This window comes from Fictibacillus terranigra (genome assembly GCF_030412265.1).
Taxonomy (GTDB): Bacteria; Bacillota; Bacilli; order Bacillales; family Fictibacillaceae; genus Fictibacillus_C; species Fictibacillus_C terrinigri.
This window is the reverse complement of the sequence record NZ_JAUHLN010000002.1, coordinates 319,303-338,448: the sequence shown is the minus strand read 5'-3', so window position 1 is coordinate 338,448 and position 19,146 is coordinate 319,303. Positions and strand designations below refer to the sequence as shown.

Below are 19,146 nucleotides of genomic sequence, written 5' to 3'. Positions count from 1 at the left end.
GGCCAGCAGGATTGGTTTTTTCCTTATAGTTTTGGAGGTACTCTGTGAAGGGTGGCCTGTTCAAAGGAATAGGCGAACCTGATTAAGTCCGGTTCTTTAAAGGCGGAAGATGTAAATACGATGCCAAACGGCCTGCCATCGCTGTCATAGCCTGCCGGTACACTGATCGATGGGTAACCTGCTTTCGCTGAAAACCCATAGCCAGTTTCCCCAGGGTAAAGGAGGGCGTCCAGCTGAGATTCTTTCATTGCCCTGTCGATTCCCAGCGCTTTTGATTTTTGAAGGTCGTTCAGCCTGCTGTCCAAGTATTGCGGTTCCGTTAATGTACCCGATGTTTTTTCGCTTTGCTCCAAAAGAACCTGCCCATGCTGAAGGCAATCGGCCGAGTGATCTTTATTAAAGGCAATGATATCTTGTAAGGAAGTAATGGAAGCCAGACTCGTATGCTGCTTTAAATAGTGGTTAATCCCTGATTTGAACTCGTATATAAGTACGTTATAATCCCAAACCTCAGTTTCCAGAGGAGTTACGGAGTCCAGGAGGATAACCTGTCCTCCCTGCTGTTTAATGGTTTCGATGGCATGATCAAAACGCTCTTTTTCAGATGGAGTGAGATCTTTCGTACAATAATCGTAACAAATACCGATCCTCGCTCCTTCCAGCGCTTTGTTTTGAAGATATTTGGTATAGTCCGTTTCAAAGGAGCCGACTGATTTGTTTGTCGCTGAATCACGTTCATCCACTCCCGTCATAGCCCCAAGCAAGATAGCCGCATCCGTTACTGTTCTTGCCATAGGACCGGCTGTGTCCTGGCTTGTGGAAATAGGAATGATTCCAAAACGGGAGAGTAATCCTGTAGTCGGCTTTATGCCTACGATGCCGTTTGCGGAAGCAGGGCACAGGATGGACCCTGACGTTTCTGTTCCGATGGCAGCCACTGCAAAATTGGCAGCGACAGCAGCTCCGGAACCCGAGCTTGAACCGCTGACATCGAATGATCCTGGGCCATACGGATTCAATACTTGTCCGCCACGGGAACTGAACCCATTCGGCATGTTTTCAGTCATGAAGTTTGCCCACTCGGTCATATTCGTTTTACCTAGTATAACAGCCCCGGCTACCCGAAGTTTTGCTGCTATTCCAGCATCCTCAAGGGCATAGGAATCGGCCAGGGCAAGTGATCCGGCGCTCGTATGCATCGCGTCCCCTGTATTGATATTGTCCTTTAGCAGGACAGGAATGCCGTGGAGAGGTCCTCTTTTGCCTTTTGATAACCGTTCAGCATCCAGTGATTCTGCGATGTGAAGAGCATCAGGATTCATTTCGATCACTGCATTAATTTTCGAACCCCGGAGGTTGTGACGAGAAATTTGTTGAAGATAAAGGCGTACAAGCTGTTCGGATGTCAATTGTTCCCGATCAAATGCATTTTGAATATCTGCAATCGTCGTTTCTTCAAGAACGAATGAAACGTCTTTCGCTTCAGTCATAAAAACTCCTGCTTTCTAATTTTGATGATGATAGTAGACCCTATCCTTTGCCGGGCTGCCATTTTTTGATAATTCAATTAAAACAAAAAAGGGTGAGGTTAGCAATCTTCATTCTATTAACTGAGTTTGGTAGGTAAACTAGTTTTATTTTGCATGACAAGTATATTTCTGAAAATATTGAATAATAATGGTAAAAAGAACGCGAAGGGGAAGGTGAGCGACGATGAAAGGATTTACTAGTCTTACTTTATATAGCAGAAATGCAAAAGACTTTAGTGCAGATGATAGAATCATGCTTTTTATCACGAAATTCCATTTAAAAACGAAGAGGGAAAAATGGATGACGCTCAGAAGGCTGCTGATGAAGAAGGCAAGTCCTCTTGTCGCGCACATTTTGATCAGTTCGGAATATCGAAAAGATTTTTCAGAGCTGCTTGAAGATGAAATCATCAGAGATTTTTATTTGGATTTAAAACGGCCTCGAAAACAAGTGGTGCGGGCGTAATCTGCCGGATCAATTCCAATTGTTTCCTTGCTGGAGAACATTATTAATGCCAAGCCTCCAAAGTGTTGCTATAATGAAAGTGAACATTTACACCAGAGGAGTTTTAAGCATGAAATATTTTACGGTTGAAGAAGCGAATCAGCTTTTGCCGGTCATTACACGTGAGTTAGAGGCCCTTCAGCAGCTACAGCATTCGTTTGTTCAATTTTATGATGAATTAGAAAGATTGCGGCTGTCAGAGAACCCTCCTGATGACGAGTTTTTCACCATCGAAAGCAAGCTGGACTTTATGGAGATTGAAGCTCAATCGTATATCCATAATATTCATTCTTTTGGAGCTGAACTTAAAGACATCCATACCGGTCTTGTCGATTTCCCGGCGATTATCGGTGAGGAGGAAGTACTGCTGTGCTGGCGACAGGGGGAACCGGCGATTACTCATTACCATGGGAGAGAAGAGAGTTATGATGATCGGAGATCACTGAAAAATTAAACGGTAAAAAACTTTTGAAATTTATTTTTCAAAAAACGCTTGTATTATTCTCGAAAATTGTTTATGATATATCTCGTGACGGTAACCAAGCGCCTATAGTGAAATGGATATCACACGAGATTTCGGCTCTCGTATTCTGGGTTCGAATCCTGGTGGGCGCGCCATTTAAACGTTATAAATACCACGGGGTCATTCCGGTGGTTTTTTATATGCATTTCAAACAAAAAAATTCAACGTTGCAGGTTGGTGATCATAATGTCAAACGAAATGCAAAAGCCTTATCGTATCTTATTGTATTACAAGTATGTCCCTGTAGAGGAACATGAATATTTTGCCCGTAAACACCTAAAGTATTGTAAAGAATTAGGCGTGCTCGGCAGAATTATCGTTGCTCCAGAAGGCATCAATGGAACCATTTCAGGAACAGTTGAACAGACGGAGCAATATATGAGGGATATTAAAAGCGATCCCCGTTTTGCAGACATGGTATTTAAAATTGACGAAGCGGATGGACATGCTTTTAAGAAAATGTTTGTCCGTCCTAAAAAAGAGCTGGTAACCTGGCGATTTGAAGAAGATGTAAACCCGAATGAACTGACAGGCAAGAGGTTAAGCCCTAAAGAATGGATGGAAATGATCCAAAGAGATGATGTTGTCATCGTAGACGGCAGAAATGATTATGAATATGAGATCGGTCATTTCAAAAACGCCATCCGCCCCGATGTTAAAGCGTCCCGTGATTTTCCGAAGTGGGTTCGAGAAAATCTCCACCAGTTTAAAGATAAAAAAGTACTCACATACTGCACAGGCGGTATCCGCTGTGAGAAGTTCTCAGGATTCCTTTTGAAGGAAGGATTTGAAGATGTATATCAGCTTCACGGGGGAATAACGACATACGGAAAGGACGAAGAAACAAAAGGCCGTTTCTGGGACGGTAAAATGTATGTCTTCGATGAACGAATTTCCGTACCTGTCAACCGTACAGAAGAAGATGTCGTTATCGCTAAATGCTACTATTGCGGTAAAACAGAAGACCGTTATGTGAACTGTGCCAATCCGGATTGCAATAGACAGCATGTTTGCTGTGAAGAATGTGAGACCAAATATAAACGATCTTGTTCGGATGAATGCCGTGAGCATCCAAAAAACCGTTATGAGATCGAAAATCAAATGCAAGAATCAAAAGTTCAATAAAGAAACCAAAGGCAGTCAGCTATCGCTGGCTGCCTTTTTCATTCAAAATCTTTCATCCTGGTTTTGAACGATAATGACAGAAAATTACGGATAATGAAGGTTTTTAAATGTTTTTAAATGTTTTTGAAGGTTTATGAAAGATTTTGATTGATTTTTGAAAGGGCTTACTTTATAATCGGTCTTATGAAGGAGGGCTGGTATGTTATTTACATTGCGTCAGGAAATCATTCTTTCACTTATTGAAAAACAAAAAGTGGTTTCATTAGAAGAACTTGTTCAGGAAACCGGTTCCTCTGAGTCAACCATTCGCAGGGATTTGGACAGACTTGAAAAAGCAAAGAAACTTAAACGCATACATGGTGGGGCGTCGAGAATAGAAGAAAAATCCGAAGAGCCCTCAATCGAAGAGAAAACGCTCAGGAACATGGAAGAAAAGCAAGCCATTGCCCAATATGCAGCTTCCATTATCGATGAACATGAATGTATTTATTTAGACGCAGGGACAACGACACTGCAGATGATCCCGCATTTAAAGCAATCTCAACTAATTGTGGTGACGAATGGCATTCAACTCGTTGGTCCGCTTGTTGAAAAAGGGATACAGACGTACCTCCTGGGAGGGCTCATCAAATCTAAAACCGGTGCCATGATCGGAAACGGAGCCATAAAAAGCCTTGAACATTACAGGTTTGATAAATGCTTTATCGGCATAAACGGAATCCACGAAGAGTGGGGTTATACGACCCCGGATCCCGAGGAATCGATATTAAAGCAGAAGGTGCTCGAATTATCTCAGGAAAGATTTGTGGTGGCAGATCCTTCGAAATTTGGGAAGAGCACGTTTGCCAAAGTGGCATCACTGCAGGAAGCGTCCATCATCACAGTGAAAAGCAATATTCAACTGACATCTTATGAAAAGAAGACGATCGTAAAGGCGGTGGAATTGTGATTTATACAGTTACTTTAAATCCATCCATTGATTATTTTGTTACAGTCAATCAATTAGTAGAGGGCTCCATCAACCTGGCAGCCGAACAGAATATTGTTGCAGGCGGAAAAGGAATCAATGTGTCAAAAGTATTAAAAAACCTCGGTGTTGAGAGTATTGCCACAGGTTTTATCGGAGGCTTTACCGGTGATTTCATCGAGCGATCTCTTCATGCTTTGAACATAGCGACCCGTTTTGTCAGGGTGGAGGATAACACCAGAATCAATGTTAAATTGAATACAGGAAAAGAAACAGAGATTAACGGTATTTCTCCTGGCCTTAAGAAATCCGACCTATGCCAACTGGAAGAGAACTTGCTTTCTCAATTAAATCCGTCAGATTATGTTGTCCTAGCGGGAAGTCTGCCAGCCAGTTTACCTGATGGGTTTTATGGTCAACTCATATCAAGATTACGTGCTAAAGGTGCACATGTCATTTTGGATACAAAGGGTACACCGCTACAGAAAGCGTTAAGGCATCAGCCTTTTTTGATCAAACCGAATCATCATGAACTCGGAGAACTTGTTGGCGCGGCAATTGAAACACCGGAAGAAGCGGTCATTTATGGCCGGAAGCTGATCCATGAGGGAGCTGAAAACGTAATAGTCTCCATGGCAGGGCAGGGCGCTGTATTTATTTCAAAGACCATAGCTGCTTACGCTAACGTTCCCGCCGGTACTGTTAAAAATTCTGTCGGAGCAGGAGATTCCGTGGTTGCCGGATTTTTGGCCCATTACACACGCAGCCGAAACCTGTTGGAAGCCTTTAAATTTGGGGTCACAGCAGGCAGCACGTCCGCGTTTTCAACTGGATTTTGTACCATAACAGAAATAGAGAAATACTTGCCTGAAGTGCATGTACAAGCAATAAAGGGGGAGTAAGGATGAAAATCACAGAATTGATTACAAAAGAAACGATCAAACTTCATCTCGAATCAAAGAAAAAAGCCGATGTGATCGATGAACTCGTTCAGAAGCTGGATGAAGCGGGCAAATTGAACAGCAAGGAAGATTATAAAGAAGCCATTATGGCCAGAGAATCACAAAGCACAACAGGCATAGGAGAAGGCATCGCTATTCCCCATGCGAAGACAGCTGCAGTTAAAACCCCTGCCATTGAGTTTGGAAGAAGTGTGGATGGGCTTGATTACGACTCTCTGGATGGCCAGCCCTCCAAGCTCTTCTTTATGATTGCTGCGAGTGAAGGTGCTAACAATGAGCATTTGGAAACATTATCAAAGCTGTCGACTTTTTTAATGGATACAGCGTTCCGTGAAGGCCTGCTTCGTGCTGCGGATGAAGATGAAATCATTGCGATGATCAATGCGAAGGAAGAGGCTGAGGCAGAAGAAGAAGAGGAAAAATTCCCGGTTAAAACAGAACAAGACCAGCCTCTCATTCTGGCAGTCACCGCCTGCCCGACAGGAATTGCCCATACGTATATGGCCGCAGATTCTTTAAAGGCAAAAGCTGCAGAAATGGGCATGAACCTCAAAGTGGAAACCAATGGTTCCAGCGGTGTGAAAAACAGGTTAACATCATCTGAAATTGAAAAGGCGACAGCGATCATCGTGGCTGCAGATAAACAGGTGGAAATGGACCGGTTCAGCGGAAAAACAGTGATTCAGGTTCCAGTTGCGCAAGCCATCAGAAACCCCGAAAGACTTCTTACCGATGCCGCGGCTAAAAAAGGAACCGTTTACAGCCATGGGAGCAAACCTTCGAATTCTGAAAGTAAGGAGAATGGAAAGCAGAAATCAGCGTTTTACCGCCATCTCATGAATGGGGTTTCCAACATGCTTCCATTCGTCGTCGGCGGCGGTATCCTCATCGCCATCTCATTTATGTTCGGCATCCATTCTGCTGATCCTAAAGATCCTTCATACAACCAGTTTGCTGCTGCTCTGGATACCATTGGAGGGAAAACGGCATTTGCACTGATGGTAGCAGTACTTGCGGGTTTCATTGCAAGAAGTATTGCTGACAGCCCTGGATTTGCTCCGGGAATGGTCGGAGGGTTCTTGGCATCAACCGGCCAAAGCGGATTTTTAGGAGGTCTCATCGCAGGGTTTCTGGCAGGGTACATCGTCCTCGCATTGAAAAAACTGCTGGCATGGCTGCCTTCCTCACTTGAAGGCATTAAACCTGTGCTCCTTTATCCTGTTTTCGGAATCCTATTTACAGGGCTCATTATGATTTTTGTCATTAACGGCCCAGTACACGCATTAAATGTTGCGCTTTCTGACTGGCTTCAAGGATTAGGGAAAGGAAATGCGATTTTAGTGGGCTTATTGCTCGGTGGAATGATGGCTATTGATATGGGCGGGCCGGTCAATAAAGCAGCCTTTACGTTTGGTATAGCGATGATTGATGCGGGTAACTTCGCTCCTCATGCCGCAATTATGGCAGGAGGTATGGTTCCTCCGCTCGGACTAGCCATTGCAACCACCATCTTTAAAACCAAGTTTACGAAGCAGGAAAGGGAAGCCGGAAAAACCTGTTATGTAATGGGTCTATCTTTCATAACAGAAGGTGCCATTCCTTTTGCTGCCGCTGACCCGGGGCGTGTCATCCCATCCATCGTTGCCGGTTCTGCAACAGCCGGAGCACTGACCATGCTGTTCGGCATCGGTCTGAGGGCCCCCCATGGAGGAGTATTCGTTATTCCATTTGTTCAGGGAAATCCTCTCCTTTACGCATTAGCCATCGTAATTGGAGCCATTGTCACAGCATTACTTGTTGGGTTCTGGAAAAAACCTGTTCAGCAGTAAGAGAAGGAAGCCGTCCAGCTTTAAAAGGATGGCTTTTTTCTTTTTTTCGAAGTGATGCTATGATAGGGAAGAGGATGTAACAAGGAGTGGTTATGATGGATCCTAAAGAGATCGAGCATAAAATTATCCAAAATTATAAACAAGATGAAGGAATGATGATTCTAGTATTTGCCCAATGGTGCATCAATCATGATATTGATCCGAAAGAGATCTACTTCCGGGCATACCCTGGTCAGGCTGAAAATGAATTGTTAAATCATATGCTTGAACAAACGGTTCCTAAACAGGAATCAGAAGAAATTCCAGACTCCACCGTTCTTGGAGTATTATCGCTGTTCGGTAATGAAGATCTGGCATTTGAGGTTTCAAATGAAATGGAGAGGAGAGCAAAACATGGAACAGATTGAAGCGGGAATGAAAGTGACGGCTCTTTATAAAACAGGAAAGTACATAGGTCAAGCTGAACAAATAAAAAACGGAAAAGTGCTCGTCAGTATTCTTTCTGTGCTTAAACATCCGAAACAAGGCGATCTCCATAACCCGAACCAATCGGAGGTCCCATTTTTTCATCAGCGAAAAGCATTGGCATTTCATGAAAAGACGTGGGCACCGCTGCACACGGTTAAACCGTATGCAGGAGATATCCCTGACTATTCTGGTTCTTTGAAAGCAGCTTACGAGGACCTCCTCCTCGAGTTAAAAGGAACAGATAACGAGTGGGCTTTAAAATCATTGGAACGATTAGAAAATCTAAAAAAAGAGTACATGATAAAATAACAAGTGTTATAATATGATGTGATAAAACCTGACATAGTTTTGAAGTTATTATAAAGGGTAATATATAGTTATCACTCTGATAAAGGTGGATGCATGATGAATGAGACACAGCAAAAAATTATACAAGACCTGAACGTAAAACCTGAAATTAATCCTCGGGAAGAAATTCAGAGCCGTGTAAGCTTTATGAAGGAATACCTGAAAAGGAACGGTCTTCAAGGTTTTGTTCTTGGCATCAGCGGAGGCCAGGATTCATCACTCGCCGGAAGGCTTGCACAGCTTGCAATCAATGAACTAAGACAAGAAACTAACGATGACAACTATCAATTCATTGCCGTCCGGCTTCCGTATGGAGTACAAAAGGATGAGGAAGATGCCCAGCACGCATTAAAATTTATCCAGCCGGATAAAACGATTACCGTTAATATCAAGGGAGCGGTAGATGCTTCTGCTCAGGCTTTTCAAGAGGCAACAGGACAGAAAATCACTGATTTTCTGAAAGGAAACATAAAAGCGAGAGAACGCATGAAAGTACAATATGATATAGCAGCTTCCAATCGTTCGCTTGTTATCGGTACTGATCACGCAGCTGAAGCCATCACCGGCTTTTTTACAAAGTATGGCGACGGGGCATGTGACCTAGTTCCGCTTACAGGCCTCAGTAAAAGGCAAGGAAAAGAATTATTAAAAGAATTGGGCGCTGAAGAGAGATTGTACATGAAAGTACCTACAGCTGATTTGGAAGATGACAAACCACTGGTGCCTGATGAGACCGCTCTTGGAATCACCTATGAAGAGTTGGACGACTATTTGGAAGGAAAAGAAGTTTCTTCCGAGGTGAAGGAAAAAATCGAACATAGGTATCAAATCACTGAGCATAAACGCCATTTACCTGCTGCTCCCGGTGATACTTGGTGGAAATAAGGAATCCTAAGGAAAGCAGACAAAAGTCTGCTTTTTTTCATGGAAAAGATGATGTATACTTATTTTGGAATGAATTGAGAAAGGAAGCAAACTGTGAGCAAAAAAGCAAAAATTGTATTTGTCATCAGTACCATCGTTTTTGTTTTTGTACTCTTTTCCTCGATCCAAAGGGAAAATGAGAGGAAAGACAACCTTGAGGCACTGAACAGCTATTTCAACAAAAAGTTTGAGCTGGATGAAGACTTGAAAAATCAGTACGATAATGAATTTAAAGTAAAAGTCGGTAAAGAGCGGTATATCGTCACGGTGAAGAACAACAAAGTGGTATCATCTAAAAAAGAATCCTAAGAAAGAGGCTTCCTTTAAAAAGGAAGTCTTTTTTTAAGACAATGCAAGTTAGAAAGTTTAGAAAACTTAATGTTTTCCGCCAAAAATATTGACAGTAAATGTTATTTTACATATAGTTAGTAAGCTGATATTCAAACACTTTATTTACTAAACCAATAAAAAGAGAGGAGGGTGAATATGCGTTTTAAAGATTTTCACCCCAATATAAAAATCCGCATCTTTGAATCATTGCTTTCCGGCTCGATCGGTGCAATGATTTATCCTTTTATGGCCATTTATTTAGCAGAGAGAGTGGGAGAATCACTGACTGGTATTTTGCTGATCATCAACATAGCCGTTGGGTTTCTCGTTGGTTTTTACGGAGGATATTATTCAGATACGATTGGACGCAAGAAAATCATGGCGATCGCGGAAACATTAAGGTTTATAAGTGTAATCGTTATGGCATTTGCAAACGGACCGTGGATTCATTCTGATTTGGCTGCTGCCTACATAACCATAGCCATGATGACGGTCAACAGCATCTGCTGGGGATTGGCCGGACCTGCAGCCAGTGCGATGCTGATCGATGTGAGCACTCCTGAAAACCGAAAATTTATGTACGGCATCACATATTGGACAAACAATCTTTCCATTGCGCTTGGGGGATTGGCGGGGGGTTATTTATTTAAGGACTATCTTTTCGAATTGCTTGTGGGGCTATCGTTTGTTTCGTTGATTTCCGCTATGCTTGTTATATTTTTTATTCAGGAAACCTATGTCCCTGTAAAAAAGGAAATTAAGAAAAACGTGCTGGCCGATATCCTATCCAGCTATCGATTGGTGTTTAAAGATACGACGTTTATATTATTTATCGTTGCCTATCTTTTGGTCTTGTCTCTTGAATTTCATTTATCAAACTATGTATCTGTCCGTCTGAGCCAGGATATGCCGGCCCAGAAGCTGTTTCACTTCTCAGTGGATGGCTTCAACATGCTGGGGATCTTAAGGACTGAAAACACACTGCTTGTGGTGCTGCTTGCGGTTCTGGTCAGCAAACTCGCCGCCAGGTTTAAGGATAAGCGAGTGTTCTTTCTAGGTCTGGGTTTATATGCGGTTGGCTACTTAACCATTTCTTACAGCAGCCATGCTATCCTTCTGCTAACCGTCATGGTCATCGCAACTGTAGGTGAATTAATGTTTGTTCCAATTGAACAGTCCTACTTGGCCGACATTCCTCCAGAAGAACTCCGCAGTTCTTACATGGCCGTTAGCGGAATGGTATATCGGGGAGCAATGGCCATAGCCGCCGTAAGCATCACCCTTGGACATTTTATCCCCCGGATGGGTATGACCCTTATATTTATGGTAATGGCTTGCATCGGAATCACCCTTTTTCTGAAAGTCCTGCCAACGCTTGAGGAAAAACGTTTGAAACAAAAACAAACCGCCTAATCGTTAATCTGAGAAAGACAGACGTTTTCCCCCGGTTTTTTTATGACATTGTCAGGAATCTCTTCTTGAGGGTAGATAAATAGTCCGGTGCTGTCATATAATCGATTACGAGGTGATATCAAAATGGAAATTCAATATGTACTCTATGGAGACAAAATTGTTGAAAGAGAACATGCATCCATAGACTTGGAAGACAGAGGCTATAATTTCGGAGACGGGATTTATGAGGTGGTTTACATTTATGGCGGTAAGCCTTTTTCAATGGAGGAGCATTTCAAGCGTTTTGCTGACAGTGCTGCTAAACTCGAGATGAAACTGCCATATACACTCGAAACAGTAAATGATCTGACGGTTAAGCTGATTGAAGCCAACAAGATTCATAATGGCATAGTATACATACAGATGACAAGAGGGGCATCTCCAAGGAATCATCTATATGACAGGGATTCAGCTTGCTTGATCACCGGCTTTGCCAGAAAAATGGATCCTCCCGTGCAGGCTCAGGAAAACGGAATAAAAACCTATCTTACAGAAGATATCCGCTGGCTCAGGTGTGACATAAAGACCCTTAACCTGCTGGGCAACACAATGGCAAAGAGAAAAGCGGCAGACCATGGCTGCCACGAAGCGCTTCAGCATCGGGAAGGAACATGTACAGAGGGTTCCTCTTCCAACTTGTTTATCATTAAAAAAGGAACATTGTACACGCATCCGGCCACGAATTTAATTTTAAACGGCATTACCCGACAGCATATCTTGAAGATCGCAAACGAACAAGGGATTGACATTGCCGAGGAAGCATTTTCAACCCGTGATCTCATCCATGCAGATGAAGTGTTCCTCTCCAGCACGACAATGGAGATCGCACCCGTCATTGCGGTGACAGGTGATGAGGAAGGAGAATTTCCAATCGGGCCTGTCACGCGTCTTCTTCAGAAAAAATTGAAAGAAAAAATAAAGAAGCCTACCGTTTTAAAATAAGGAGTTTGGATTTGAAAGCTATTGCAAAATATTTTATTAATGGAATTTTAACTGCGCTTCCCATCATTCTGGTTTTTTATGTCCTCATTAAGGTGTTTGATTTTTTAGACAGCATTCTTGGCGACACCTTGAAGGACTATATGAAAAACGATTATATTCCGGGAATCGGCATATTAGCGACTGTTGTTCTTTTAACCATTTTAGGCTGGCTGTCGTCGCAATATATCAGTGGCAGGTTTATATCTTTGCTGGATTCTGCCTTGGAAAGAATTCCGCTCGTTAAAACTCTCTATTCTGTCATTAAAGATACCTTTCAGTCACTGCTGGGCGAGAAACGATCGTTTTCCACAGTAGTCTTGGTAGAAATGCCTGCGACCGGTTTAAAAAGCATCGGATTTATTACGACTGAGAATCCGGAAGTCCTTTCGGATCATTTCACGGATCATGTAGCGGTCTATATTCCGCAAACGTTTCAGATCGCCGGTTTTACCTTCTTAGTTCCTCGAAGCAGCATAACCGTATTGGACATTAAGCCCGAGGATGCCATGAAATTCATCCTCTCTGGCGGTGTGGCATCGAAATAGGAACTTATGAATAACCTTTACCTCCGGTCAACTTGACGCAGGTAAAGGTTTATTTTTTCATACTCCCTCATACCTTCTTAATAATATAGATTAAGGAGGCTGTGCTTGGATGAACACACGTTATCGATCCTTTTCAAAGACTGTCATTATTCCCTCCGCCTTCTTTATCCGCACCCTTCGCAAGCTCATTCCATCGAAGAAAAACATATTATGGGCCATACCGGAGCAAGACCGTAAATGGATCAGATCTCGATTGAATCATGAGAGTTCACATAGCGGACCCTCTTTTTATTATGGAAGCGAAAAAAGTTTGATCCGCTTTATCAAAGAGAAGACTCAAATACATAACAAAAATAATATTACTCGAACAGAAGCGTACTATCACTTCTTTAAAAACCACCGTGAAGTACATTGGGCATTCCTTGCACATATGGTATCCAGGAATGCCGGCTATCATATGACAGATCTAAAAGGAGAATTCTTACCAAGACTCCTCAATGAGGAGCAGCTTTTTCAAATTTATTGGACATTGGAGACAGCGAACAGTTTAATCTTTCAGGATGTCTACCCTCAGCTTCTTTTATATGAGGAGAGCAAGAGGAGGAGAAGCAGTTTATTTCACTTGCTGAAAGGATTGGAGACATCCGTTTTCATGAAACCCGTTTGGGAGCATTTCTGGGAAAAACGAGAGAGCCGCATTCTGACCATGGCTCTCATTATTAATGAGCAGAACTTTATCCAAGACCGGCTTATCCATAATAGCAACTACTCAAAGGCTTTATACAGCATTCCCTTTCAACTTCAAAATCTTCTTCAACTCACTAAAATTCTCTTTCCGGTTCGCCTCAATCAAACAAAACTTGCTGGAATATCAGTTTCAGGCTTCAACGATTTAGCCAGCAGGATCGAAACAGGCAAAAGCCTTTATTTGCAGCTCTTTCATGAGCGACTGCATCCTGGTATTTTAAGATTTGCCGATCAGCAGCCACATACGGGGTCGCGATCCGATTATTGGAGAGAGGTATTTACTCCTGATTCCTCCGCTTATTCCCCGCATTATAACAAGGAAAGGATCGGCTTGTTTAGAATGAAAAAAAAGGCTGTCCGGCTTTACAGTCCAAGACTGATGGGCTGCTGGGGGGCATTCCATTCAGATGTTCCGGAACAGGGCGATTGGCACGATGGTATAACGCTGCCTGATTCTTTTCGTTTCTTACTAAACAGCAATCCTTTATTCATAGAAAGAGAACATTGGACCGATCTTCATCATTTGGAAGGAGCAGTGCTTGCCAAACAACTTTTTTTCTGAAAATGAAAAAAAGAGAGCTCAGTAAAGCAAGAGCTCTCTTTGTACCAATGGTTATTTAAAGATAGATATGATAGAACCTAACTGCTGCATCATACCCATAGCCGAGTTGATCCCACTTATTGTTTTGCCCCAGTTGAACGTACTGCCCTGATTGCCGGGATTTTGAAAAGGCTGCTGGTTAAAGGGGAATTGCTGCCCGCCGGGAAAGCCGCCGGGGCCGAATGGAAAACCGTTTTGCAGATTCGGGAACATTCCATTGCCTGCCTGATTATTTTTTTGCTTATTAAATTTACCGTTTCCCTTAGCTCCTAAATAAGGATTAAAGGGATACGGCGGGCGGGGAGGGAACATAGAGTGGTTCATAAAAGGACCCGGCGGGGGAGGATACGCTGCGAAATAAGGGTTCGGGTTTGCTGCTCCAGCTTGCTGGTTCCCTGATGGGGGAGAAGAAGGAAGCGGGGGACGCGGAGGAGAATGTTCAATCATTTCCGGATGATGCGAAACGGATTCTTTATGAAACGGATCATAGCCTCCGTACGGAAAATAACGCAATGAACCATTATTCTTCCTTGTGTTATACAAATTTTTCACCTCAAATTTTTTTCCCTATATGTATATGCTTGTTTTATAAAAAGGTATAGACAAGGGTCTTTGTTTCATGAAAAGTAAAGACCGCACAAAAAAACCCCCGGGAATTTCTTCCCGAGAGTTTTTTATACAAACAGATGCAAAATTTGATAGATGATGGCTGCAATGATAGCGGAGATCGGCAGTGTAATGATCCAGGTCAGAACAATGCGCCGGGCAACTCCCCATTTAACACCTTTCACACGCTTGGCAGAACCTACCCCCATGATCGCAGAAGAGATAACATGAGTGGTACTGACTGGCAATTTTAAAGCAGTAAACGTGAAGATAATCAGGGCAGAAGATAAATCCGCTGCTGCTCCGTTAACCGGTTGAAGTTTCATAATCTTACCGCCGACCGTTTTAATGATCTTCCAGCCTCCAACTGAAGTCCCGACTCCCATTGAAACTGCTGCTGCGGCTCGTACCCACATTGGGATGCCTTCTGTGGCGTGGTATCCGCCTGCAATCAATGCGAGAGTAATGATACCCATCGCTTTTTGTGCATCGTTCGTGCCGTGTGAGAAGGATTGCAGAGCAGCGGTGAAAATTTGAAACGTACGGAAACCTTTATTTGTTTTTGATTTGTTGAAGTTTTTAAAGATCGCTGCAAAAAGTGTCATGATAATAAAACCAACAGCTAGGGCAACAAATGGTGAAATGATTAAAGCCTGAATAATTTTTAGAAAACCGTCATAGTTCAAGACACCAAATCCAGCTGCGGAAATGGCCGCACCGGCGATTGAACCGATAATGGCATGGGATGAACTTGAAGGGATCCCGAAATACCACGTGATCAGGTTCCAAGCAATTCCGGCAATTAAAGCCGACAATACAATGAGCAAACCTATCTTTTCGTCATTGAATTGGAACGGGTCAACGATATCTTTACTAACACTTTTGGCTACGCCGGTAAAAGTTAGTGCTCCGACAAAGTTCATTGTTGCCGCGAGCGCAATCGCAACCTTTGGCGGAAGGGCTTTCGTTGACACAGAAGTCGCAATCGCGTTGGCTGTATCATGGAATCCATTGATAAAGTCAAACGCCAGAGCAAAGATAACAACTAAAACGATAAGAAAAAACAAAATATCCATTGCCAATCTCTCCTTATGCGTTACGCATGATAATGGTTTCTAGAGTATCGGCAACATCTTCTGTGCTGTCAGAAATAGCCTCAAGAAGCTCATAAAGCTCTTTAAATTGCATGATTTTAATAGGATCTTTTTCAACGCTGAATAAGTTTTTGATGCTTGTACGAAGCAAGTCATCAACGACAGATTCAAGATCGTTTAGCCTAATTGCATGCGGACGAATGTCCATCAGCTTTTTCTTGTGCAGCAATTTAGCAGATGCGGCAACTTCATAAGTGGCTTCCAGGATATGGCCAGCGAATTGAACCATGTATTGGTCAGGTTTTGTAATGTTATACATTTCAAATCTGGAAGCACATTGTTCCATGCCATCCAGGATATCGTCCATCTTATTGGCAAGCTCTAAAATGTCTTCTCGTTCTAGGGGAGTAATAAAGGTTTTGTTCAAACCGATAATCAGCTCATGAATGAATTTATCGCCCTTGTTCTCATATTCCTTCATTTTTCTTGCAAATTCCTTTAAATCTTCATCGGATTTGATTTTAAAATCCACAAAGTATTGAGCGGAGTCGCGGACGTTGTCTGCGATGCTTGTTAGTAAATCCAAAAACAAATCCTTTTTTGATGAAAATATCATATACTAAAACCTCCGTTTGTTAAGAAAAAGTAAATTTCCCCTAAATTTTTTGCTAACCCAAACCATTCGTATTATAACTTTAATGATTCTAAAGATAAACAGCTTTTTTGATTTGAAATAAAACATTTACAAATGCTTTACAATCAAGATGGTTCCCTTATAGAGTATACCCCCTAAGACATAAAAAAAGCAGCATTTCGCTGCACATTCATTCGTATGTAGTGGATGAAAGGATTCACGACGAACGGGCTCGCTGCGCTCAAGGCATGTACATCCCTCAATAAAATAGAATATAACACTCTCTAAAAAAATTTGGCAAGGATTTAATCTCTCCTCATTTTCGTACCCTTTTTTTAGTGTATTCATATTTATATTGTAACTGAGAGTAAAAGGTGGGGAGTACGATGGGTTTATCATGGAAAATTAATTCTCACTATACCGCCTTAGGGGATTCCATTTCGGTGGGAATTGGATCCTCTGATCCATGTGGGAGCTTCGTCCAGCGGTATTCCATTCTCCTCGAACATACGCTTTACAAGACCTATCATCTCTCGAATTTCTCGAAGAAGGGTTTTACTACACATGATGTATTAGCCTCCATCGAACTGCCCAGCGTCAGAAAATCATTGATGAACTCAGAAATCATTACCATTACAGCAGGTGGAAATGATTTGATCAAAGCCGGAAAGAGATATTTATTAAAAAAGGAAGAGGTGGAACTCCTTCAAACGCTAAAAACGTGTCAAAGAAACATTTCTGCGATCTTAAAGAACATCATTCGTATGAAAGAAAAAGGAAGGAAAAGTTATATTATCCGCTTGACCAATATTTACAATCCGTATCACAAATGGGATCTTTCCTATAAATGGGTCAACTTATTCAACGCTCATATGCAGACGTTCGAGAATTACCCAAACGTCAAGGTGGCAGATATTTACTCTTTATTCGTCGGGAGAGAAAAAGAACTGTTATCCTGGGACAGCATCCACCCTAATAACATTGGCCATAAAATGATCGCTCAAGCGGTTTACGGTACTGGTTTCGGTCCGCTATACCCGCATTTTGACTAAACATATTTTCGGTAAACATGGCTTAGTGCAGTGAGGGGCCAAATGCGGGTATAGCTATGGTACAACACATAAAATGCACCAGGTAAACCAGATCCCGCAGGGTAATCGAAGGCTGGTGCCATGAGATTTGGAGACAGCAAATAATTCACTCCATCGGCGATGGGTTTTGTGGGGCGAGAATGGATGGAGGCGAGGGCATCGATCGCCCATGCCGTTTGGACAACCGTTCCATACCCGAGCGGTATATACGTCTTCGCATCATCACTTAAACATGATTCTCCCCAGCTTCCGTCCTTGTTTTGAATCGATTCAAGCCACTTTCCTGCTGTTTCAAGGCTTTGATCATGGATGACCGATCCGCGAACAGTTGCCAGGCCGGTTACTGCAGCCCATGTCCCATAAATATAGCAGACACCCCATCTTCCATACCATGAACCATCAGGCCCCTGATGGGATTTCAGCCAGTTGACCGCCTGTTTAACGGGGTGATCGTTTATCGTCAGATCGGTGTAACTGCCGAGAAATTCAAGCACTCTTCCCGTGATATCTGCATTAGAAGGATCGATTAATGCATCAGCTGCATTTTTTACAGGGATCAATCCTAACCATTCCTTGTTCGTATTTTTTTCAAATGCAGGCCAGCCTCCGTCATCATTTTGCATGGCCAGCAGCCAAGTGATTCCTTTGTTCCAGGACTGAAGGGAAGTAGGAGAGACGCGTACATATGTGGAAATAGACCGCAAAGCAGCTTGAGTATCGTCCGTATCGGGATGGAGTGTGTTGCTTTCAGAGAATCCCCAGCCCCCAGGAGCGGTATGTCCGCAATGAACCGTCCAATCGCCTTTTTTAGACTGCTGATGATTGAGAAGAAATCGAATACCCTGTTGAATTTGGCGATTTTCAGGAGAAACACCAGCTTCTAACAAAGAATACAGTATTAATGAGGTGTCCCATATGGCCGAAGGAGAATTTTGGACGAAAAGATGAGTTCCATTAGAACATAGAAGCGAAATGATTCCTTCAATCGCTTTTATAAGCGCTGGAGAATTTTTAGAATAGCCTAAGGAAAGCAATCCATAAACCATAAAAAACGTGCTGCTCGCATAACTGAGAAGAGTACCGTCTTTTTCAATTCTGTCCAGCATGTATCTTTCCATTTTTGCAGGAAGGGAAGAAGAGGCGGCCTCTAAACCGCTGAAAAGCCGGCTAACCGTATCATTTTCGAACTCTGGCCAAAATGGGCCGGATTCCCGGTTACCTGATAAAGGACTGAGATACTGGTTACAAGGATGGCTTACGTAAAAATCATTTCGCATGGCTGCAATGATCGGTACAAAATGTGTTCTTGCATAGCTGCTCATATCGTAGAATTTGATGGGTGAAAGGATTGGTGGATCCAACAGAATCCCCGGATCAAAAGGAGTACGGGGCCACGGAACAATTCCGTTAACAGACAAAAAGGCGCGTGTTAAAAGATTGGCCTTTTTGAATCCACCTTCTGCGCTTATATATTCTCTTGCCTTTGTCATAAGCGGATCTTCCATATTAACAGACTTTGAATAACAAAGCGCTACATAAGCTTCAATAGTAACTGAAAGATTGCCTTCTTTCTCATCAGGGTATACTCTCCATGTTCCATCCGTTCCCTGTTTTGAGAGAATGCGATTTACCAGGTTTCGCTTTAAAGGCTCATCCCTCCATTTCCAAATGATCAAAAGGACAAGCAGGTACGCATCTGTTGTAACTGGGTTTTCAAAACAAAATCGAAACGATCCATCCGCCTGCTGGCAGGACAAAAGTTCATCACTGCGGCGTTCCAGCTCCATTTTAATCTTACCTAAATCAAGCATGGGGAATTATCCCTCCCGTATAGAAAAGTGCGAAAGAAACGATACATCACGTCTCCAAACTATATGAAGCAGGT

20 protein-coding genes and 1 tRNA gene are annotated in these 19,146 nt (G+C 42.7%); 16 read left to right on the top strand and 5 right to left on the bottom strand.

Translation table 11 applies throughout. The features are described from left to right. Positions 1-23 precede the first annotated feature (23 nt). On the bottom strand, positions 24-1,490 hold the full coding sequence (locus tag QYF49_RS09470; protein ID WP_290399373.1) for an amidase family protein: 1,467 nt from the start codon (positions 1,488-1,490) through the stop codon (positions 24-26). Between the two features lie 223 nt (positions 1,491-1,713). Here QYF49_RS09470 and QYF49_RS09465 point away from each other — a divergent pair, with 223 nt between their 5' ends. The 15 genes from QYF49_RS09465 to QYF49_RS09395 all read left to right on the top strand — a co-directional run bounded on the left by QYF49_RS09465 (position 1,714) and on the right by QYF49_RS09395 (position 13,797). Beyond that, positions 1,714-1,995: a hypothetical protein gene (locus QYF49_RS09465; RefSeq protein ID WP_290399372.1), complete on the top strand. Its 282-nt coding sequence runs from the start codon at positions 1,714-1,716 to the stop codon at positions 1,993-1,995. A gap of 109 nt (positions 1,996-2,104) precedes the next feature. Continuing rightward, on the top strand, positions 2,105-2,488 hold the full coding sequence (locus QYF49_RS09460) for a DUF2203 domain-containing protein (RefSeq protein WP_290399371.1): 384 nt from the start codon (positions 2,105-2,107) through the stop codon (positions 2,486-2,488). 89 nt (positions 2,489-2,577) lie between these two features. Further along, positions 2,578-2,652 (top strand) — tRNA-Arg (locus QYF49_RS09455). A 91-nt stretch (positions 2,653-2,743) separates the two neighbouring features. Beyond that, positions 2,744-3,682 (top strand): oxygen-dependent tRNA uridine(34) hydroxylase TrhO, encoded by a 939-nt coding sequence (trhO, locus tag QYF49_RS09450; RefSeq protein WP_290399370.1) that lies wholly within the window; start codon positions 2,744-2,746, stop codon positions 3,680-3,682. Between the two features lie 199 nt (positions 3,683-3,881). After that, entirely contained in the window at positions 3,882-4,631 is a 750-nt protein-coding gene (locus tag QYF49_RS09445) for a DeoR/GlpR family DNA-binding transcription regulator (RefSeq protein WP_290399369.1), read from the top strand. Continuing rightward, entirely contained in the window at positions 4,628-5,551 is a 924-nt protein-coding gene (pfkB, locus tag QYF49_RS09440; protein ID WP_290399368.1) for a 1-phosphofructokinase, read from the top strand. The genes QYF49_RS09445 and pfkB overlap by 4 nt, the downstream gene beginning before the upstream one ends. A 2-nt stretch (positions 5,552-5,553) precedes the next feature. Further along, positions 5,554-7,440, top strand: a complete 1,887-nt coding sequence (locus tag QYF49_RS09435) for a PTS fructose transporter subunit IIABC (RefSeq protein ID WP_290399367.1) — start codon at positions 5,554-5,556, stop codon at positions 7,438-7,440. A 95-nt stretch (positions 7,441-7,535) separates the two neighbouring features. Then, positions 7,536-7,847, top strand: a complete 312-nt coding sequence (locus QYF49_RS09430; RefSeq protein WP_290400408.1) for a hypothetical protein — start codon at positions 7,536-7,538, stop codon at positions 7,845-7,847. Next, entirely contained in the window at positions 7,834-8,217 is a 384-nt protein-coding gene (kapB, locus tag QYF49_RS09425) for a kinase-associated lipoprotein KapB (protein WP_290399366.1), read from the top strand. Before QYF49_RS09430 ends, kapB begins: the two co-directional genes overlap by 14 nt. A gap of 96 nt (positions 8,218-8,313) precedes the next feature. After that, the gene (gene nadE, locus QYF49_RS09420) at positions 8,314-9,141 is read left to right on the top strand and encodes an ammonia-dependent NAD(+) synthetase (RefSeq protein ID WP_290400407.1); all 828 of its coding nucleotides are present in this window, start codon (positions 8,314-8,316) and stop codon (positions 9,139-9,141) included. Positions 9,142-9,234: 93 nt separating this feature from the next. After that, positions 9,235-9,489 carry a hypothetical protein gene (locus QYF49_RS09415; RefSeq protein ID WP_290399365.1) on the top strand — a complete coding sequence of 85 codons (255 nt, stop codon included), beginning with the start codon at positions 9,235-9,237 and terminating at the stop codon, positions 9,487-9,489. Between the two features lie 177 nt (positions 9,490-9,666). Then, entirely contained in the window at positions 9,667-10,923 is a 1,257-nt protein-coding gene (locus QYF49_RS09410; RefSeq protein ID WP_290399364.1) for an MFS transporter, read from the top strand. Between the two features lie 123 nt (positions 10,924-11,046). Next, a complete protein-coding gene (gene dat / locus QYF49_RS09405; RefSeq protein ID WP_354005819.1) occupies positions 11,047-11,904 on the top strand; it encodes a D-amino-acid transaminase in 858 nt (285 codons plus the stop codon). 11 nt (positions 11,905-11,915) lie between these two features. After that, positions 11,916-12,488 carry a DUF502 domain-containing protein gene (locus tag QYF49_RS09400; RefSeq protein WP_290399363.1) on the top strand — a complete coding sequence of 191 codons (573 nt, stop codon included), beginning with the start codon at positions 11,916-11,918 and terminating at the stop codon, positions 12,486-12,488. A gap of 109 nt (positions 12,489-12,597) precedes the next feature. Continuing rightward, positions 12,598-13,797 (top strand): DUF2515 family protein, encoded by a 1,200-nt coding sequence (locus tag QYF49_RS09395; RefSeq protein ID WP_290399362.1) that lies wholly within the window; start codon positions 12,598-12,600, stop codon positions 13,795-13,797. 51 nt (positions 13,798-13,848) lie between these two features. On the opposite strand, the gene QYF49_RS09390 is transcribed toward QYF49_RS09395, so the two are convergent. From QYF49_RS09390 to QYF49_RS09380, 3 genes are all read right to left on the bottom strand, one after another. Continuing rightward, positions 13,849-14,379 (bottom strand): hypothetical protein, encoded by a 531-nt coding sequence (locus QYF49_RS09390; protein ID WP_290399361.1) that lies wholly within the window; start codon positions 14,377-14,379, stop codon positions 13,849-13,851. 131 nt (positions 14,380-14,510) lie between these two features. After that, complete coding sequence (locus QYF49_RS09385; protein ID WP_290399360.1) at positions 14,511-15,518, bottom strand: inorganic phosphate transporter; 1,008 nt, start codon at positions 15,516-15,518, stop codon at positions 14,511-14,513. 13 nt (positions 15,519-15,531) lie between these two features. Beyond that, on the bottom strand, positions 15,532-16,152 hold the full coding sequence (locus QYF49_RS09380) for a DUF47 domain-containing protein (protein WP_290399359.1): 621 nt from the start codon (positions 16,150-16,152) through the stop codon (positions 15,532-15,534). 404 nt (positions 16,153-16,556) lie between these two features. Between QYF49_RS09380 and QYF49_RS09375 the strand changes: the two genes are divergently transcribed. Then, the gene (locus QYF49_RS09375) at positions 16,557-17,222 is read left to right on the top strand and encodes a GDSL-type esterase/lipase family protein (protein WP_290399358.1); all 666 of its coding nucleotides are present in this window, start codon (positions 16,557-16,559) and stop codon (positions 17,220-17,222) included. On the opposite strand, the gene QYF49_RS09370 is transcribed toward QYF49_RS09375, so the two are convergent. Next, entirely contained in the window at positions 17,219-19,072 is a 1,854-nt protein-coding gene (locus QYF49_RS09370) for a terpene cyclase/mutase family protein (protein WP_290399357.1), read from the bottom strand. The genes QYF49_RS09375 and QYF49_RS09370 overlap by 4 nt on opposite strands. Between the last annotated feature and the right edge of the window lie 74 nt (positions 19,073-19,146).

Coding starts and splice junctions, on each gene's coding strand:
- QYF49_RS09470 (WP_290399373.1), bottom strand. CDS start 1,490: ATGACTGAAGCGAAAGACGTTTCATTCGTTCTTGAAGAAACGACGATT.
- trhO (WP_290399370.1), top strand. CDS start 2,744: ATGTCAAACGAAATGCAAAAGCCTTATCGTATCTTATTGTATTACAAG.
- QYF49_RS09370 (WP_290399357.1), bottom strand. CDS start 19,072: ATGCTTGATTTAGGTAAGATTAAAATGGAGCTGGAACGCCGCAGTGAT.
- dat (WP_354005819.1), top strand. CDS start 11,047: ATGGAAATTCAATATGTACTCTATGGAGACAAAATTGTTGAAAGAGAA.
- QYF49_RS09410 (WP_290399364.1), top strand. CDS start 9,667: ATGCGTTTTAAAGATTTTCACCCCAATATAAAAATCCGCATCTTTGAA.
- QYF49_RS09385 (WP_290399360.1), bottom strand. CDS start 15,518: ATGGATATTTTGTTTTTTCTTATCGTTTTAGTTGTTATCTTTGCTCTG.
- QYF49_RS09445 (WP_290399369.1), top strand. CDS start 3,882: ATGTTATTTACATTGCGTCAGGAAATCATTCTTTCACTTATTGAAAAA.
- QYF49_RS09395 (WP_290399362.1), top strand. CDS start 12,598: ATGAACACACGTTATCGATCCTTTTCAAAGACTGTCATTATTCCCTCC.
- kapB (WP_290399366.1), top strand. CDS start 7,834: ATGGAACAGATTGAAGCGGGAATGAAAGTGACGGCTCTTTATAAAACA.
- QYF49_RS09430 (WP_290400408.1), top strand. CDS start 7,536: ATGGATCCTAAAGAGATCGAGCATAAAATTATCCAAAATTATAAACAA.
- QYF49_RS09465 (WP_290399372.1), top strand. CDS start 1,714: ATGAAAGGATTTACTAGTCTTACTTTATATAGCAGAAATGCAAAAGAC.
- QYF49_RS09435 (WP_290399367.1), top strand. CDS start 5,554: ATGAAAATCACAGAATTGATTACAAAAGAAACGATCAAACTTCATCTC.
- QYF49_RS09460 (WP_290399371.1), top strand. CDS start 2,105: ATGAAATATTTTACGGTTGAAGAAGCGAATCAGCTTTTGCCGGTCATT.
- nadE (WP_290400407.1), top strand. CDS start 8,314: ATGAATGAGACACAGCAAAAAATTATACAAGACCTGAACGTAAAACCT.
- QYF49_RS09375 (WP_290399358.1), top strand. CDS start 16,557: ATGGGTTTATCATGGAAAATTAATTCTCACTATACCGCCTTAGGGGAT.
- QYF49_RS09380 (WP_290399359.1), bottom strand. CDS start 16,152: ATGATATTTTCATCAAAAAAGGATTTGTTTTTGGATTTACTAACAAGC.